Below are 16133 nucleotides of genomic sequence, written 5' to 3' on the forward strand. Positions count from 1 at the left end.
ATCCCATGGAAGCTGGACAACCCGATGCCGCCCGCACCGCTGCCGAGCGCCGGCCGGTTCCGGCGGATTCCCGGTCATGGCCGGGCCTGATGATCGTGCTCTCCGCTCCCTCGGGAGCCGGCAAGGGGACCATCCGGGAGCGCCTCCAGAAGCGGCTGCCGGGTCTGGTGTACGCCGTCTCCGTCACCACCCGTCCCCGGCGCCCCCACGAGGTGGACGGCGTGGACTACCACTTCGTCTCTCCCGAGGAGTTCCAGCGCCGGGTGGAGGCGGGGGAACTGGTGGAGTGGGCCCGCGTGTACGGGAACTATTACGGAACCCCCCGGGAGCCCATGGAGACGTGGTTGCGGGAAGGCCGCGACGTGATCTGCGAGAAGGACGTGCAGGGTGCCCTCAAGCTGATGGACATCTACCCCGATGCCGTGTATATCTTTGCCATGCCGCCTTCCCTGGAAGAGCTCGAGCGGCGGCTGGAGCGGCGCGGCACCGAATCGGAGGAGGCGCGCCGCCAGCGGCTGGCCAGCGCCGACTTCGAGATGGCCTGTGTCGACCGCTATGATTACGTGGTGGTGAACGACGACCCGGACCGGGCGGCCGACGACATCGTCGCCATCATCCGGGCGGAAAAGCTCCGGGCCCGCCGCCGCCGCCACCTGGTCGAACGGGTGCGCGCCGGCGGGCGCATCGGCGGCTGACGGCCGGCCGGTCCCGCCGCGGGGAGAGGCACGAGGGGGCGATGGGCATGGAGAAGCAGAGGAAGGCCGAAGCGCCGCGGGTCACCCTGGACGTGCTGCTGGACAAGGTGGACAGCAAGTACACCCTGGTGGTCCTGGCGGCCCGCCGCGCCCGCCAGCTGGTGGACGGCGCCGAGCCGGTGATCGAGCCGCGGGCGGCCAAGCCCGTCACCGTGGCGCTGGAAGAACTGGCGGCCGGAAAGCTGTCCTACGTGCCCGGCAAGGCGGGCATCAAGTGAGATGACGCCGGGTGCCGTGGAGCCGGGCACGGCTCGTCCCCTTGAGGGGCGCACCGTGATCCTGGGGGTGTCCGGCGGCATCGCCGCCTACAAGGCGGCCGAACTGGCCCGCCGCCTGGGGGAGCGGGGGGCCCGGGTGGTCACCATCCTGACCGCCGGGGCCGCCCGCTTCGTCACGCCCCTGACCTTCGCCGCCCTGACCCACCAGCCCGTCTACACGGCCGGCGATCTGTGGGCGCCCCGGGCCGGGGTCGAGCACATCCGCCTGGCCGATTCCGCCGACCTGGTGGTGCTGGCACCGGCCACGGCCCACCTGCTGGCCCAGCTGGCAGCAGGCCTGGCGGGCGACCTCCTGACCACCGTGGTGCTGGCCACCGGTACCCGGGTGCCCGTGCTGGTGGCTCCCGCCATGAACACCCACATGTGGCGCCACCCCGCCACCCAGGCCAACGTCCAGCGACTGCGGGCCTGGGGCTACCACGTCATGGAGCCCGAGGCCGGACCCCTGGCGGAAGGGTATTCCGGCGTGGGCCGCCTTCCCGAGCCGGAAACCATCGCCGCCCGGGCCGCGGCGCTGCTGGCGGGGCGGCGGAGCCTGGAAGGCGTGACCGTGCTGGTCACCGCCGGCCCCACCCGGGAACCCCTTGATCCCATCCGGTTCCTCAGCAACCGCTCCTCGGGGAAGATGGGCTACGCCCTGGCCGAAGCGGCCCGGGACCGGGGGGCGCGGGTGGTCCTGGTGAGCGGTCCCGTCCACCTGCCCGACCCGCCCGGCGTGGAGGTCGTCCGCGTGGAGACGGCGGCGGAGATGCTGGAGGCCGTCCTGCAACGGGCCGCCACCGCCCAGGTGGTCATCAAGGCGGCGGCGGTGGCCGATTTCCGGCCGGCCCGGCCGGCGGCCCACAAGATCAAGAAGGACACCGCGGCGCCCCTGGTGGAACTGGCACCCACCGTGGACATCCTGCGGGAACTGGGCCGGCGCAAGCGGCCGGGACAGGTGCTGGTGGGTTTCGCCGCCGAAACCCACGACCTGCTGGACAACGCCCAGCGCAAGATCCGGGAGAAGAACCTGGACTTCATCGTCCTCAACGACGTCACCCAGCCCGGTGCCGGCTTCGAAGTCGACACCAACATCGTCACCCTGGTCTATCCCGATGGGCGCCGCGAATCTCTGCCGGCCATGTCCAAGCGGGCGGTGGCCGAGGCCATTCTAGACCGGCTGCCCCGGTGGGGGGAGGACCAGTCGCAGGCGGCCCACCGGCCGGAGGAAGGGGCCTCCGGACCCGGCGCCAGCGGTGCGGTAGCAGGGGCCAGGGATCCCGACGTCCGCCCCGGCGTGGTGCCGGGGGACGGCGTCCACCGCGGGGGCGAGGCCGAATGACCGGGAGCGGCTCCGGTCACCCGGGCATCGACCAAGAACCGGGCGACCCGGCGCCGGCCCGGCCGGCGGGGCACGGTGCAGCGGCCACCCCGGCGGCTTTGGCCAGAGGCGGCGCACTGGCCCGGGGCGACCGCACGGCGGGCCAAGGACCGCAGGCCACCGACGGGCAGGATGCCGACAGGGGAGAGCCCGTCGGGGATCCCGCCGGAGCGGCCGCCGGGATGCCGGTGGCGGAAGTCGTCGTCGACATCGCCGCCCAGGATGTAGATCGAGTGTTCCATTTTTTGGTTCCCCCGCAGCTGGTTGGCCGCTTGCAGGTGGGCCACCGGGTGACCGTCCCCTTTGGCCCCCGCCGGGTGGAGGGGACCGTGGTGGGGTTTGCCCCCGTCCCCGAGGTGCCGCCCGAGCGGTTGCGCCCCATCCTGGCCCTGCGGGATCCCATCCCCGTTCTGACCCCCGCGCTGATCGACCTGGCCCGCTGGATGGAAGAGCGCTACCTCTGCCTGTTCGTCCAGGCGCTGAGGGCTATGCTGCCGCCGGGTGCCCGCGGCGACCGGGTGAGCCCGGCACCTCGCCGCTGGGTTCGCCTGGCCGTCGATCCGGCCGAGGCCCGGGCCCGCGCCCGGGAACTGGCCGGCCGGGCGCCCCGCCAGGCGGCCGTTCTCGAGCGGCTGGCCCGGTCCGGCGCCGCCGGCGGGCTGCCCCAGGCCTTCTTGCTGCAGCAGGCCGCCGCAGGCCCCGAGGTCATCAAGGCCCTGGAACGGAAGGGCTGGGTGGTGGTGGAGGAGCGGGTACCGGTCCTGGACGAACCGGCCGCGGCGGCGGAGCCGGCCGGCCCGCTGCCTCCCCTGACGCCCGAGCAGGCGGCGGTGTGGCGGAAGCTGGAGCCGGCCCTCCGGGCCGCCGGAAGCGGGGACGACCCCGGTGCCGGCGGGACGGCGCCCGGCAGGCCGCAGGAGGGGGACCAGGGCTCCCCGGCCTCCACCCGGGCGGGGGAGCCGGCGGGCGCCCCGCCGCCCCGGTGCGGGGCCGGGGTCCCGGCCCCGGCCGGCGGCGGAGCCGCTCCGCAGGCCTTCTTGCTCCACGGCGTGACGGGAAGCGGCAAGACGGAGATCTACCTGCGGGCCATTGCCGCGGTCCTGGCCCGGGGGCAGGGTGCCATCTGCCTGGTGCCCGAGATCGCCCTGACGCCCCAGACGGTGGCCCGTTTCCGCGCCCGGTTCGGCAACCGGGTGGCCGTGCTGCACAGCGCCATGACGCCGGCCCAGCGGCTGGCCGCCTGGCGGGCCATTCGCACGGGGACGAAGCCGGTGGTGGTGGGCGCCCGCTCGGCGATCTTCGCGCCGGTGCCGCGCCTGGGACTCATCGTGGTGGACGAGGAGCACGAGACCAGCTACAAGCAGGAGGAAACTCCCCGCTACCACGCCCGGGAGGTGGCCCTGGCCCGGGCCCGGCTGGAAGGGGCGGTGGTGATTCTGGGCAGCGCCACCCCCTCGGTGGAGACCTACCACCGGGCGCTGGCGGGTGAGCTCGGCCTGCTGGAGCTCAGCCGGCGGGTAGGGGAGCGCCCGCTGCCTGCCGTCGAGCTGGTGGACATGCGCGAGGAGTTCGAGGCGGGCCACCGCTCCATCTTCAGCCGGCGGCTCCTGGAGCTCATGCGGCAGCGGCTGGAGGCGGGCCAGCAGGTGCTGTTGTTCCTCAACCGCCGCGGGTACCACACCGTGCTCCTCTGCCGGGAGTGCGGGTTCGTCCTGCGCTGTCCCCACTGCGACGTGTCCCTGACCTTTCACCAGCTGGCCTCGGGGCGCCTGGTCTGCCGCTGCCACTACTGCGAGCACCGGCAGGTCCCGCCCGCCACCTGCCCGCGCTGCGGCGGGGTCGCGCTGCACCCCTTCGGCCTGGGTACCCAGAAGGTCGAGGAGGCCGCGCGCCAGCTCTTCCCCGGCGCCCGCATCCAGCGGATGGACGCCGACGTGACCGCCCGCCGGGGGGCCCATGAGGCCATCTACCGCCAGTTCGCCGCCGGGCGCATCGACATCCTTATCGGGACCCAGATGATCGCCAAGGGCTGGGACGTGCCCGGGGTGACCCTGGTGGGGGTGGTTTCCGCCGACACCGCCCTGCACATGCCCGACTTCCGCCGCCAGGAGCGGACCTTCCAGCTCCTGGAGCAGGTGGCCGGGCGGGCCGGCCGCGGGTCCGACCCCGGGCAGGTGGTGATCCAGACCTACAGCCCCGACCACCCCTGCCTGCGGGCCGTGGCGGATCACGACTACCGCGCCCTCTTCGACCTCGAGTCGGCGGCGCGCCGCGAGCTGGGCTTTCCACCCTTCGGCCACCTAATCCGGGTGGTGGTGGCGGGAGCCGAGCGCCCGCCGGTGGAACGGGCGGCCGCCCGGCTGGCGGCAGCTTGGCGCGCGGCCCTGGCGGAAGCCGGGGTGGAGGGCGGCTCCGTCACCCCCGCCGCGCCGGCGCCCATCGAGCGCCTGCGGGGCCGCTGGCGATGGCACGTGCTGGCGCGGGCCGCCGACGGGCCTGCCTTGCGGGAGGCCACCCGGGCGGCCCTGGCCTCCTTGCGCCCCCACTGGCCCCGGGACGTGCTGGTGCAGGTGGATGTCGACCCCTACAGCATGCTGTAGGCCGGCTCTGCACCGCCCGGATACACGGCCGCGGCGCGCCGGCACGCTCGCTGCCCGCCGGGCCTCCATGCCGGGCCGGCGGGCGGCGGTCATGTCGCTGCCACGGGGTGGTGGTGCCATGCCCATGCCGCGGCCGCGCCGGGCCCGGCGGCGGGCGATCCGCCGGGCCGGGTGGATCGCCCCGCTAGGCCGCCGGCCCCTGCTGCCCCCTTGCCCGCGCCCAGGTAAAATGAGATCAGAACGACGGGAGGGATGCCCATGGCCGGGAGCCCGCGGCGGCGGGGCCGGCAGGACCGGGCGCGCCGGGCCCGGCCGCAGGCGGAGCCGCTGCCCATCGTCAAGGGGGCGGACGAACCGGTCCTGCGCACGCCGGCCCAGCCCGTGGCCCGGGTGACCCGGGAAATCCGCCAGCTGCTGGACCGGATGGCGGCCACCATGTACGCCGCCGATGGGATCGGCCTGGCGGCTCCCCAGGTGGGCGTGTCGAAACGCGTCATCGTCGTCGACGTGGGCGACGGGCTGATCGAACTGATCAATCCGGAGATCGTCCGGCGGGGTGAGGAGGTGGAGGCTGCGTACGAGGGCTGCCTCTCCCTGCCCCGCCTGCTGGCGGAGGTCGAGCGGCCCACCTCGGTGCAGGTCACCGGCCTGGACCGCCGCGGCCGGCGCATCTGGATCGAGGGCGAGGGCGTGCTGGCCCGCTGCCTGCAGCACGAGATCGACCATCTGGACGGGGTGCTGATCACCGACCGGGCGCGCAAGGTGGTCGAGCTGCCGCCGGAGAGCGACCTGCGGGTGGTCTTCATGGGCACCCCGGCCTTTGCCGTGCCCAGCCTGGAGGAACTGCTGCAGCGCCAGGTGCGGGTCGTGGGCGTGGTGACCCAGCCCGACCGGCCCCAGGGGCGCGGCCTGGCGCCGGCGGCCCCGCCCGTCAAGGCGCTGGCCCAGGAGTACGGCATACCCGTGCTCCAGCCCGAGAGGCTGGACGAGCAGGTGGTGGAGCAGCTTCAGGCCTGGCGGCCCGACCTGCTGGTGGTGGTCGCCTACGGCAAGATCCTGCCCCCGGCGGTGCTGGCGGTACCACGCCTGGGGGCGATCAACCTTCACGCCTCCCTGCTTCCGCGCCACCGCGGGGCGGCGCCGATCCAGCACGCCATTCTGGCCGGGGACACCGTCACGGGTGTCACCACCATGTGGATGGACGAGGGGCTGGACACGGGCGACATCATTTTGCAGCGAGAGATTCCGCTCGATGAGCAGACCACCGCCGGCCAGCTCCATGACCGGCTGGCGCGGCTGGGGGCCCAGCTGCTGGGCGAAACCCTGCGCCTGGTGGCCGAGGGCAAGGCGCCGAGACAGCCCCAGGACGGGGCCCGGGCCACCATGGCGCCCAAGCTTCGCCCTGAGGACGAGTGGGTGAACTGGGCGGACGATGCGACCCGGGTGGCCCGCCGCATCCGGGCGCTGGACCCGCGGCCCGGCGCCCGGACCACCTGGCGCGGGCAGGTGCTCAAGCTCTTCGGTGCGGGCACCGTCCCGCCCCAGGCCGCCGGCCCGGACCTCCCCCACCAGGAGGAACCGGCCCCCGGCGGAGGGGGCGGGGAGGGCAGCCTGCCCCCCGGCGAGGAGGGCGGCGCGCCGGTGCCCCCGGGCACCGTGGTGGCCATCACCCCCCAGGCCGTGGCCGTCCGCTGCGGCTCGGGCCTGGTGTGGATTCGCCGGCTGCAGCCCGCGGCCCGGCGACCCATGACGCCGCTGGAGATGGTCAACGGCTACCGCCTGGAGGTGGGCGAGCGACTGGGCGACCCCCCGGCCGGCACCTCCGCTGCGCCGGCCGGGGGTGGCGCAGGCGCACCGCAAGGCCAGCGGGCACAAGCCTGAACGAGCGGCCCCGCCGCGGACCGCGGGCCCGGCGGGCCCCGCGGGCTCCGGCTGCCGGCAGGTGCGCAGGCGGGGCACGGCCCGCAAAGGCGGAGCAACCACCATTCGGAGGGGGAAAGGAGGGCGACGGCGGTGTTCTACTTCGATCCGCTGTACTTTCTCTTTGTCGGCCCGGCCCTGCTGCTGGCCCTCTGGGCCCAGAGCAAGGTGAGTTCGGCCTACGAGACCTACTCCCGGGTGCGGGCCTCCAACGGCCTGACCGGCGCCGATCTGGCGCGGCAGCTGCTGCGGCAGGCGGGTCTGGATGACGTGCGGGTCGAGCCCATCGGCGGCCGGCTGACGGACCACTACGACCCCCGCAGCAAGGTGGTCCGCCTGTCCGAGGGCGTCTATTACGGCTCGACGGTGGCGGCCCAGGGGGTGGCGGCCCACGAGGTGGGTCACGCCCTTCAGCATGCCACGGGCTACGTGTGGCTGGGGCTGCGCAACGCCATCATCCCCGTCACCCAGTTCGGGTCCCAGCTGGCGTTCCCGCTGTTCTTCCTGGGCCTGATCATGAACCTCGCCTCCCTGCAGAATCTGGGCATCCTGCTCTTTAGCCTGGCCGTGCTGTTCCAGGTCATCACGCTGCCTGTGGAGTTCAACGCGTCCAGTCGTGCCCTGGCCACCCTGGCGGGCGGCGGCTACCTCCGAGGGGAGGAGGTGCGGGGCGCCCGGAACGTCCTACAGGCGGCAGCGCTGACCTACGTGGCCGCCATGGTGATGGCGGTGATGCAGCTGCTTTACCTGCTGGCCTTGCGCGGGCGCCGCGACTGAACCATGGCTGGAACCGGTGAGGGTGACCGGGGGGCGCCGCGCCGGCGCCCCCTTGCCGTGCCGGTGCGGCGGGCGGGAGGCCGCAGCGGCCGGCCGCGGGCCGGCCGGATCCGCCCGGCGGGAGGCCGCAGCGGCCGGCCGCGGGCCGGCCGGATCCGCCCGGCGGGAGGCCGGGAGGCGGCCTTCCTGGCCCTGCTGGCTGCGGAAACCGGACCCGTGTACGTCGACCAGGCCCTGGCCCGGCTGCTGGAAGGAAGCGGCCTGCCCGCCCGGGAACGGGCCCTGGCCACGGAGCTGGCTTACGGGGTGGCCCGGCGCCAGGGGAGCCTGGACTGGGCTCTGGCCCGGTGGGCCCGGCGGCCGCCCGAGCGGCTGGACCCGCCGGTGCGGGTGGCGTTGCGCCTGGGCGCCTACCAGCTGTGGCACCTGGACCGGATCCCCGACCACGCCGCGGTGGCGGAGTCGGTGGAACTGGTCCGGCGCCACGGCCCCGGCTACGCCGCCGGGTTCGTCAACGCCGTCCTGCGCCGGGCGGCGCGCCACGGCTTCCCCCACGAGGTCGTGCCCGCCGCCGCGGAGGATCTGGAGGCGCACCTGGCGCTGACCCTGGCTCATCCCCGCTGGCTGGTGCGGCGGTGGCTGGAGCGCCTCGGCCCCGAGGAGACCCGCCGGCTCCTGGAGGCCAACAACCGCATTCCGCCCCTTTCCGCCCGGGTCAACATGCTTCGGGCCGATCCCCGGTCCCTGGCGGCAGCCCTGGCCGCCCAGGGGGTGGCGGTGGAGCCGGGCCGGTTCCTCCCGGAAGCCCTGCGCCTGGGCCATGGGGTGAGCCCGGCGGAGCTGGAGGCCTTCCAGCAGGGGGCCTTGACCTGGCAGGACGAGAGCTCCATGCTGGCGGTGCATGTGCTGGACCCCCGGCCCGGCCAGCTGGTGCTGGACGTGGCGGCCGCCCCCGGCGGCAAGTCGACCCACATGGCGGAGCGCATGGGCGACCGGGGGCGGGTGGTGGCCTGCGATGTCGACCCGGGCCGGCTGGAGAAGGTGCGGGCGGCGGCGCGGCGGCTGGGCCTGCAGTCGGTCGAGCCCCTGGCTCTGGACGGCCGGCTGCTGCCCCAACGCTTCGCCGGTCAGGCCGACCGGGTGCTGGCCGACGTCCCCTGTAGCGGCCTGGGGGTCATCGCCCGGCGGCCCGATTTGCGCTGGCGCAAGGCGCCAGAAGACCTGAAGGCGCTGGCGGCCCTGCAGGGGGAGCTCCTGCGCGCGGCGGCGGCCTGCCTCAAGCCGAGCGGCGTGCTGGTCTACAGCACCTGCACCACCGAGCCGGAGGAAAACCAGCAGGTGGTGGAGGGGTTCCTCCGCGAAGCGGGGGACCGCTTCGCGGCCGTCGACCTGCGGCCCCGCCTGCCGGCCCCTCTCCGGGACGAGCCGGGCACCGAGCGGGGCTGGCTGCAGCTCTGGCCCCATCGCCATGGAGTCGACGGTTTCTTCATCGCCTGCCTCCAGCGGCGGCGGTGAGGGCGAGGGAGGTGAGGGCCGTGTCCACCCGGGACTGGGTCGGGCTTTTGCCGGAGGAACTGGCTCGCGAGCTGGAAGCCTGGGGCCAACCGGCCTACCGCGGGCGCCAGATCTTTGCCTGGTTCCACCGGCGGGGGGTTACCCGCTTCGCCGCCATGACGGACTTGCCCCGCCAGCTGCGGGAGCGGCTGGCGGAGCAAGGCGATCCGGCCGTGCCCGCCGTGCGGAGGCTGCAGGTCGACCCGGAGGACGGCACCCGCAAGTACCTGCTGGAGCTGGCCGACGGCCAGCTGATCGAGACGGTGCTGATGCGCCACCGCTACGGCCTGAGCTTGTGCGTGTCCAGCCAGGTGGGCTGTGCCATGGGCTGCCGCTTCTGTGCCTCCACCCTGGGCGGGCTGGTGCGCAACCTGACCGCGGCGGAGATGGCGGGCCAGCTGCTGGTGGTCAACCGGGACCTGGCCGAACGGGGCGAGCGGGTCAGCCATCTGGTGGTCATGGGCATCGGCGAGCCCCTGCAGAACCTGGATGCCACCCTCCAGTTCCTGCGGGTGGCCCACCATCCCCTGGGTGCGGCAATCAGCTACCGGCACATGACGGTGTCCACCTCGGGGCTGGTGCCGCGCATCCGCCAGCTGGCCCGGGAGGGGCTGCCCATCACCCTGGCCGTCTCCTTGCACGCGCCCAACGATGCCCTGCGCAGCTGGCTCATGCCCGTCAACCGGCGCTGGCCCATCGCCGAGCTGATGGCGGCCTGCCGCGAGTACGGGGAGGAGACGGGCCGCCGCATCACCTTCGAATACGTTCTCATTGAGGACGTCAACGACCGCCCGGAGCACGCCCGGGAGCTGGCCCAGCTGGTGGCGCCCCTGCACGCCCACGTCAACCTGATCCCGTGGAACCCGGTCAGCGAGCGGCCCTTCAAGGCCCCGTCGCCCGAGCGGGTGCAGGCCTTTGCGGCGGAGCTGCGCAGGCAGGGCGTCAACGTCACCGTGCGGCGGGAACTGGGCCAGCGCATCGAGGCGGCCTGCGGGCAGCTGCGCCGCCGCGCGCTGGAGGAGGCCGGAGCCGCCCGCCCATAGGGGCGCAGGGCGGGCTGCCGTCCCCGGGGAGCGGGCAAGGCGCCTCCAGAGGTGCATCAGGGCCGGTGGCGGGGATCCGGGGGCCTGACCGGCGGTCCGGGGTTCCCTCCGGTCCGGGGCTTTGCCAGGATTTGCCGGCCGGGATGGCCCCGGGCGGGGGATGGCCCCGGGCGCAGCCCGGGGCCCCGCGACGGTGCCAGGGAAACCGGTCGGGGCCGGCGAACTGTATCTTGTTCAGGAGTCCAGCGCCGTTCATCGGGAGGCCGCCCGCCCCACCCAGAGCCCGCCACCCGTCTTCAGGGAATGGCCGGAAAGGCGTGGCAGGCGGCGGTCACGGGCCCGGGTCCCATCGCCCGGGCGGGGGGAGAGGAACATGCCGGTCTTGCGCCTTGCCGCCCGCACCCATCCAGGCTGGGTGCGGGAGAACAACGAGGATGCCTACCTGGCCGAAGCATTGCCCGGCGACGGGGGCTGGCTGCTGGCCGTCGCCGACGGCATGGGGGGCCACCGGGCGGGCGAGGTGGCCAGCTGGCTTGCCCTGCGCACCCTCCGGGAGTGCGTGGTGGCGGGGCTGCCCCTGGCCCAGGCGGTGGTGGCCGCCAACCAGGAGGTGTTCCGGCGGCAGGCCGGCGATCCTGACCTGAGCGGCATGGGCACCACCCTGACGGTGGCCGTCATCGGCCGGGGCGGGGCGGTGGAGCTCTGCCACGTGGGGGATTCCCGGGCCTACCTCTTGCGCCAGGGCCACCTGGAGCGGCTCACCCAGGACCACTCCCTGGTGGAAGAGTTCGTGCGCAACGGGGCCCTGACGGAGCAGGAGGCCCGCCGCCATCCCCAGCGCAACCTGCTGACCCGCGCCATCGGCACCGACGTCTCGGTGCCCGTGGACGAGACCACCGTCCAGCTGGAGCCGTCGGACGTGCTGCTGCTCTGCAGCGACGGGCTGAGCGAAGCCCTGCCCGACAGCCGCCTGGCGGACCTGCTGGCCGCCGCCGGACCCGGCGACGTGGCCCTCCAGGTCGAGGCGCTGATCGAGGCTGCCCTGGCGGCAGGCGGGTCGGATAACATCACCGCCGTGCTGGCCTGGTGGGACGGTGACGCCCCGTGATCGGTACCGTGCTGGCCGGGCGCTACCGGGTCACCGGCCTGCTGGGGGGCGGCGGCATGGCGGTGGTGTACAAAGCCACCGACCAGGTGACCGGCGAAACGGTGGCCGTCAAGGCGCTGCGTTCGGAGTACGTGGCCGACGGCGCCTTCCTGCGCCGCTTGCGGCGGGAGGCGGAAGCGGTCCGGCGGCTCTCCCACCCCGGCGTGGTGGCCGTGCTGGATGTGGGAGAGGATGCCGGTCAGCCCTTCCTGGTGCTGGAGTACGTCGAGGGGATCACCCTCAAGCAGTACATCCGGGAAAGGGCACCGCTGCCGCTGAAGGAAGCGGTCCACATCGCCTGCCGGGTGCTGTCGGTGCTCCAGCACGCCCACGAAAACGGCGTGATCCACCGGGACGTCAAGCCGCAGAACATCCTGATCACCTCCGACGCCCGGGTCATGGTGACGGACTTCGGCATTGCCCGGGCCAGCGGCACCACCACCACCGTGGTCGACCAGGGCGCCATGGTGGGCACGGCCCAGTACTTCGCCCCCGAACAGGCCCGGGGCATGCCGGCCAGCGAGCGGTCCGACGTCTATGCGGTGGGCATCATCCTGTTCGAAATGTTGACGGGCCGGCTGCCCTTTGATGGGGACACGCCGGTGGCCGTTGCCATGCAGCACCTGGGCCAGGAGCCGCCCCTGCCGTCGGCCCTCAATCCCCAGGTGCCGCGGGTCCTGGAAGCCATCGTGCTCAAGGCCCTGGAGAAGAACCCCGACCGGCGCTACCCGTCGGCGGGGGCCATGCTGGACGACCTGGAGAACTTCCTGGCCGGGCGACCCGTCGCGGCCCTGGCCCGGCCGCCGGTGGAGGACACCCTGGTGGCAGGCCCGTGGAACGGTACGGCCGGCGCCTCGCGCGGCGCGGGCCGGGGCCGCGGCCGCACCCGCTCCGGGGACCGGGCAACGGCCCCGGCGGGCGGAACCGGTCCCCTGGGCGGCGCGCCCGGCGCCGCTTCTCCGGGCGGCGCCCTGCCCCTGCCCGCCGGCGCGGTGGAGGACGCCGCCCGGGCGGCGGGCAGGACGGTGCGGCCGGGTGAGGGGGCTGGGGGCGGCGCGGCCGGAGGGCCGGTCGGCGAGCAGGAGCGGGCCGCGGCTGCCGGCGTCCCCGGGGCACCTGCAGGAGCCGGCGCCCGGCGCGGAAGCGCCCCGGCCGCCGGGGGCCGCGGGGGGGCCGGGGGGCGGGGCCACGCCGGCGGCGGGACCCTGGCCGGGCCCTCCGGTGCCGGGCGGGACGCCGCCGGTCCAGGCGGCGATGGCCTGATGGCGGCCGGCGGGCCCCGGCGGGGGCGCCTGCCCGCACCGGCGGGGTCGGCAGAGGCGGGCCCCCGGCCCGCCGCCGCCCGGCAGGCGGGTGCCCGGCAGGCCCGGGAGGCCGGCCCCCGCCCGGAAGCCGGTGCCCCGGAGCCGCTGGTGCTGGCCGGCGCGGTGGCCGTGCCCGCGCCGGCCGATCCGGGCCCGGGCGACCCGGATCGGCCGGCGGCCGGCCCCCCCCGGCCGCCGTCGCGGCCGGGGGAGGCGCGCCCCGGGCGTCCGGGGCGCCGGGGGAGGCGCCCCGGACGCCCCGGCAAGCCCCGCGGGCGGCAGCCTGGGCTGGCGGGCGGGAGAGGCCGGGCGAGGCCCGCGGTGGCGGGCTCCCCGGCCGCCGCAAAAGCCGGCGCCCGGCGGCGCCGGCTTTTGCGGGTGGCGCTGGCCGTGTTCCTCCTGCTGGTCCTGGCCGTGGGGGCAGGTGCCGCCACCCGGTGGTGGCTGCAGCCGCCGGTGGTGACGGTGCCCGCCGTGGAGGGCCTGCCGCTGATCGAGGCCCAGAGCCGGCTGGAGCAGGCCGGCCTGCAGTGGGAGATCCTCGAGGAGCGGCACGACAACAGCGAGGTCAACACGGTGATCGAGCAGCGGCCCGCGGGCGGCCAGCAGGTGCGCATGGGACAGACGGTGCAGCTGGTGGTCTCCAAGGGACCCCGGTGGCTTTCCGTGCCTGACGTGCGCGGGCTGGAGGAGCGGGACGCCCGCCTGCGCCTGGAGAACCAGGGGCTGGTGGTGGAGCTGCGCTACCGGCACGCCGGCGAGGCCGAGGGTACGGTGATCGACCAGGATCCGGGGCCGGGCAGCCCCATCCAGGCCGGCATGACCGTCTACCTCACCGTTTCCCAGGGCCCGGAGAGCCGGCCCGTGACGGTGCCGTCCCTCTTCGGCCTGAGCGTGGCCGATGCCCGGGCCGAACTGGAGGCGGCGGGGCTGGTGGCCGGGCAGGTGACCGAACAGTACAGTCCCTATCCCGCGGGCACGGTGATCGGCCAGGATCCGGCGGCTGCGGCGGCGGTGGAGAAGGGAACCGCGGTGAACCTGGTGGTGAGCCGGGGGCCGGAGCCGGCCGTCACGGGGGACCACCAGGCCACGCTGGTGGTCGACCTGCAGGGGGACGGCCAGCATTTGCTGCGGGTCGAGGTGCAGGACCAGGCGGGGCGCCGGGTGGTCTACGAGCAGGCCCACCAGGGCGGCGAGCGGGTGGAGGTTCCCGTCACCTGGCAGGGCGATCAGGCCAGGGCCTTCATCTACGTCGACGGCCGGCTGGCCGGCGAGCAGGAGCTCAAGGTGCCGGGCGGCCGCGGCAAGGACAAGGGCGGGTCCGGCGAAGGCGGCGCCGGCAGCGGCAGCCCGGGCGGCGGGGAAGGCCAGGACGGGAACGGCGATTGACCTTGCTCCAGCGGCCGGAGGTGAGAACCTACGCCCATGGCGTCGCTACGCACGGGAACCGTGGTCAAGGCGCAGACGAACCTCTACGAGGTCCGCCTGGACGGCGAAGAGCAGGTGATCCTGTGCGCCCTGCGGGGCCGCCTGCGGCGGCAGGCGGGCGATGTCCTGACCGGCGACCGGGTGGAGGTCGCCCTTCAGGACGGCGGGGCTGCCATCGAGCGGGTCTTGCCCCGGCGCAACCGCCTGGTGCGGCCGCCCATCGCCAACGTGGACCGGGTGCTGCTGGTCCAATCCCTGCAGGAGCCCGATCCCGTACCCATCCTGATGGACCGGGTGATCGTCCAGGCCGAGGCCATGGATTTGCCCGTGGTGATCGCCTTCACCAAGCTGGACCGGGTGGCCCGCGCTCCGGAGGACCCCCTGCCGGGCTGGGCGGCCCGGCTGGTGGAAGGCTATCGCCTGGCGGGCTACCCGGTTCACCTGCTGGCGGCGCCGCGGGGCTGGGGCGTGGAAGGCCTGGCCGCGGCGCTGCGGGAAGGCGTCACCGTGGTGGCGGGTCCCAGCGGGGCAGGGAAGTCGACCCTGCTCAACGCCCTGCAGCCGGGCCTCAACCTGGCCACGGGCGAGGTGAGCCGCAAGCTGGGCCGCGGGCGCCACACCACCCGGTTCGTCGAGCTCCTGCCCCTGGCGGGAGGGGGATGGGTGGCCGACACCCCCGGCTTCAGTAAGGTGGAACTGCCCGAGCTGGAGCCGGAGGAGCTGGGCGACCTCTGGCCGGAGATCCGGCGGGCGGCGCCCGGGTGCCGGTTTCGAGGCTGCCTGCACCGGAGCGAGCCGGGCTGCGCCGTCCGGACGGCCCGGGATCAGGGGCAGATCGCCTCCTGGCGGTACCAGAACTACCTGGTGCTCCTGTCGGAAGTGGAGGAGCGCTTGGCCGAACGCTATCGTTGAAGGGCCGCGAGCGTTGAAGGTCCGCCATCGTTGAAGGGCCGGCATGCGTCCCAGGGTCGGCGCCCGACCCAGGGCCGTCGCCCGGCCCGGCACGACACTAGGCACGACACCGCAAAGGGGAAGGAGAGGCCATGGCCGGCGGTCACCACGCAAACCGGGGCGGCGGCACCACAGACCTCGCCGCCCGGGGGGAGAACCCGGCCGGGCCGGCGGCCGGCGGGACCGCCGCGGCGCCGGCCGGTACGCCACGGGAACCCGCGCCCCGCGCCCTGGGCTGGCCGGAACCCGGTGCAGGTGCGGTGGTTCTGCCGTCCCTGCTGTCCGCCGATTTCACCCGCCTGGCGGAGGAGGTCCGGGCAGCCGAGGCCGGCGGGGCTGCCGGGCTGCACCTCGATGTGATGGACGGCCGGTTCGTCCCCAACCTGACCTTCGGGCCGATGATCGTGGCGGCGGTGCGCAAGCTGACCCGCCTGCCCCTGGACGTGCACCTCATGGTGGAGCGGCCCGAAGCCCTGCTGCCGGCGGTGGCCGAGGCGGGGGCCGATGTGATCACCGTCCACGTGGAGGCCACGCCCCACGTGCACCGGGCCGTCCAGATGATCCGCGCCCTGGGCTGCCGGGCGGGCGTGGCCCTGAACCCCGGCACGCCGGCGGTGGCGGTGGAGCCGCTGCTGGGTGAGGTCGACCTCATCCTGGTGATGAGCGTCAACCCCGGCTTCGGCGGCCAGGCCTTTCTGCCCCAGGCCCTGGACAAGCTGCGGGCGGTGCGGGCCATGCTGCCCGCCGCCGGCCCGCGGCCGTGGCTGGAGGTGGACGGCGGCATCGACCCCGCGACGGCACCTTTGGCCGCGGCCGCCGGGGCAGACCTGCTGGTGGCCGGCTCCGCGGTGTACAACCAGCAGGCGCCGGTGGGGACGAACCTGCACCGCCTCCGCCAGGCGCTGGCTGCCGCCTCGCCGCCGGCTCCTGCGGCCCCGGACGGCCGGGCTCCCTGAAGGCCAGGCACCCGGCCGGGGTTCCGCCGAATAGCCTGGGGCGGGAGGGAATGCCCATGG

At 74.9% G+C, this 16133-nt stretch carries 12 protein-coding genes; all 12 read left to right on the plus strand.

Annotation, left to right across the window (positions count from 1 at the left end; genetic code table 11):
• Window positions 1–5: 5 nt before the first annotated feature.
• The 12 genes from gmk (at window position 6) to rpe (ending at window position 16073) form a co-directional block, all read left to right on the plus strand.
• Entirely contained in the window at window positions 6–695 is a 690-nt protein-coding gene (gene gmk / locus DYI95_RS04560) for a guanylate kinase (protein ID WP_006905036.1), read from the plus strand.
• Window positions 696–742: 47 nt separating this feature from the next.
• Window positions 743–973, plus strand: coding sequence for a DNA-directed RNA polymerase subunit omega (gene rpoZ / locus DYI95_RS04565; RefSeq protein WP_006905035.1), 231 nt, complete (start codon window positions 743–745; stop codon window positions 971–973).
• 1 nt (window position 974) lies between these two features.
• Entirely contained in the window at window positions 975–2354 is a 1380-nt protein-coding gene (coaBC, locus tag DYI95_RS04570) for a bifunctional phosphopantothenoylcysteine decarboxylase/phosphopantothenate--cysteine ligase CoaBC (RefSeq protein WP_243149863.1), read from the plus strand.
• A complete protein-coding gene (gene priA, locus DYI95_RS04575) occupies window positions 2351–4993 on the plus strand; it encodes a primosomal protein N' (protein ID WP_243149864.1) in 2643 nt (880 codons plus the stop codon). Before coaBC ends, priA begins: the two co-directional genes overlap by 4 nt.
• 258 nt (window positions 4994–5251) lie before the next feature.
• Window positions 5252–6874 carry a methionyl-tRNA formyltransferase gene (fmt, locus tag DYI95_RS04580; RefSeq protein ID WP_116901605.1) on the plus strand — a complete coding sequence of 541 codons (1623 nt, stop codon included), beginning with the start codon at window positions 5252–5254 and terminating at the stop codon, window positions 6872–6874.
• Window positions 6875–7006: 132 nt separating this feature from the next.
• The gene (locus DYI95_RS04585) at window positions 7007–7690 is read left to right on the plus strand and encodes a zinc metallopeptidase (RefSeq protein ID WP_116901604.1); all 684 of its coding nucleotides are present in this window, start codon (window positions 7007–7009) and stop codon (window positions 7688–7690) included.
• A gap of 57 nt (window positions 7691–7747) precedes the next feature.
• Window positions 7748–9205, plus strand: coding sequence for a 16S rRNA (cytosine(967)-C(5))-methyltransferase RsmB (rsmB, locus tag DYI95_RS04590; protein ID WP_243149865.1), 1458 nt, complete (start codon window positions 7748–7750; stop codon window positions 9203–9205).
• Window positions 9206–9225: 20 nt separating this feature from the next.
• Window positions 9226–10287, plus strand: coding sequence for a 23S rRNA (adenine(2503)-C(2))-methyltransferase RlmN (gene rlmN, locus DYI95_RS04595; protein ID WP_116901602.1), 1062 nt, complete (start codon window positions 9226–9228; stop codon window positions 10285–10287).
• 373 nt (window positions 10288–10660) lie between these two features.
• Window positions 10661–11395 carry a Stp1/IreP family PP2C-type Ser/Thr phosphatase gene (locus DYI95_RS04600; RefSeq protein WP_116901601.1) on the plus strand — a complete coding sequence of 245 codons (735 nt, stop codon included), beginning with the start codon at window positions 10661–10663 and terminating at the stop codon, window positions 11393–11395.
• Window positions 11392–14127 (plus strand): PASTA domain-containing protein, encoded by a 2736-nt coding sequence (locus DYI95_RS13010; protein WP_164581345.1) that lies wholly within the window; start codon window positions 11392–11394, stop codon window positions 14125–14127. The genes DYI95_RS04600 and DYI95_RS13010 overlap by 4 nt, the downstream gene beginning before the upstream one ends.
• A 36-nt stretch (window positions 14128–14163) precedes the next feature.
• Window positions 14164–15078, plus strand: a complete 915-nt coding sequence (rsgA, locus tag DYI95_RS04610; RefSeq protein WP_116901578.1) for a ribosome small subunit-dependent GTPase A — start codon at window positions 14164–14166, stop codon at window positions 15076–15078.
• Between the two features lie 131 nt (window positions 15079–15209).
• Entirely contained in the window at window positions 15210–16073 is an 864-nt protein-coding gene (rpe, locus tag DYI95_RS04615; RefSeq protein ID WP_243149866.1) for a ribulose-phosphate 3-epimerase, read from the plus strand.
• The last annotated feature ends 60 nt before the right edge of the window (window positions 16074–16133 follow it).

It is taken from the genome of Thermaerobacter sp. PB12/4term (assembly GCF_003403315.2).
GTDB lineage: Bacteria > Bacillota > Sulfobacillia > Thermaerobacterales > Thermaerobacteraceae > Thermaerobacter.

Excerpts from the sequence above, each read along its gene's own strand:
- rsgA (WP_116901578.1), top strand. The coding sequence starts at position 14,164 with ATGGCGTCGCTACGCACGGGAACCGTGGTCAAGGCGCAGACGAACCTC.
- priA (WP_243149864.1), top strand. The coding sequence starts at position 2,351 with ATGACCGGGAGCGGCTCCGGTCACCCGGGCATCGACCAAGAACCGGGC.
- fmt (WP_116901605.1), top strand. The coding sequence starts at position 5,252 with ATGGCCGGGAGCCCGCGGCGGCGGGGCCGGCAGGACCGGGCGCGCCGG.
- DYI95_RS04600 (WP_116901601.1), top strand. The coding sequence starts at position 10,661 with ATGCCGGTCTTGCGCCTTGCCGCCCGCACCCATCCAGGCTGGGTGCGG.
- rpoZ (WP_006905035.1), top strand. The coding sequence starts at position 743 with ATGGAGAAGCAGAGGAAGGCCGAAGCGCCGCGGGTCACCCTGGACGTG.
- gmk (WP_006905036.1), top strand. The coding sequence starts at position 6 with ATGGAAGCTGGACAACCCGATGCCGCCCGCACCGCTGCCGAGCGCCGG.
- coaBC (WP_243149863.1), top strand. The coding sequence starts at position 975 with ATGACGCCGGGTGCCGTGGAGCCGGGCACGGCTCGTCCCCTTGAGGGG.
- rpe (WP_243149866.1), top strand. The coding sequence starts at position 15,210 with ATGGCCGGCGGTCACCACGCAAACCGGGGCGGCGGCACCACAGACCTC.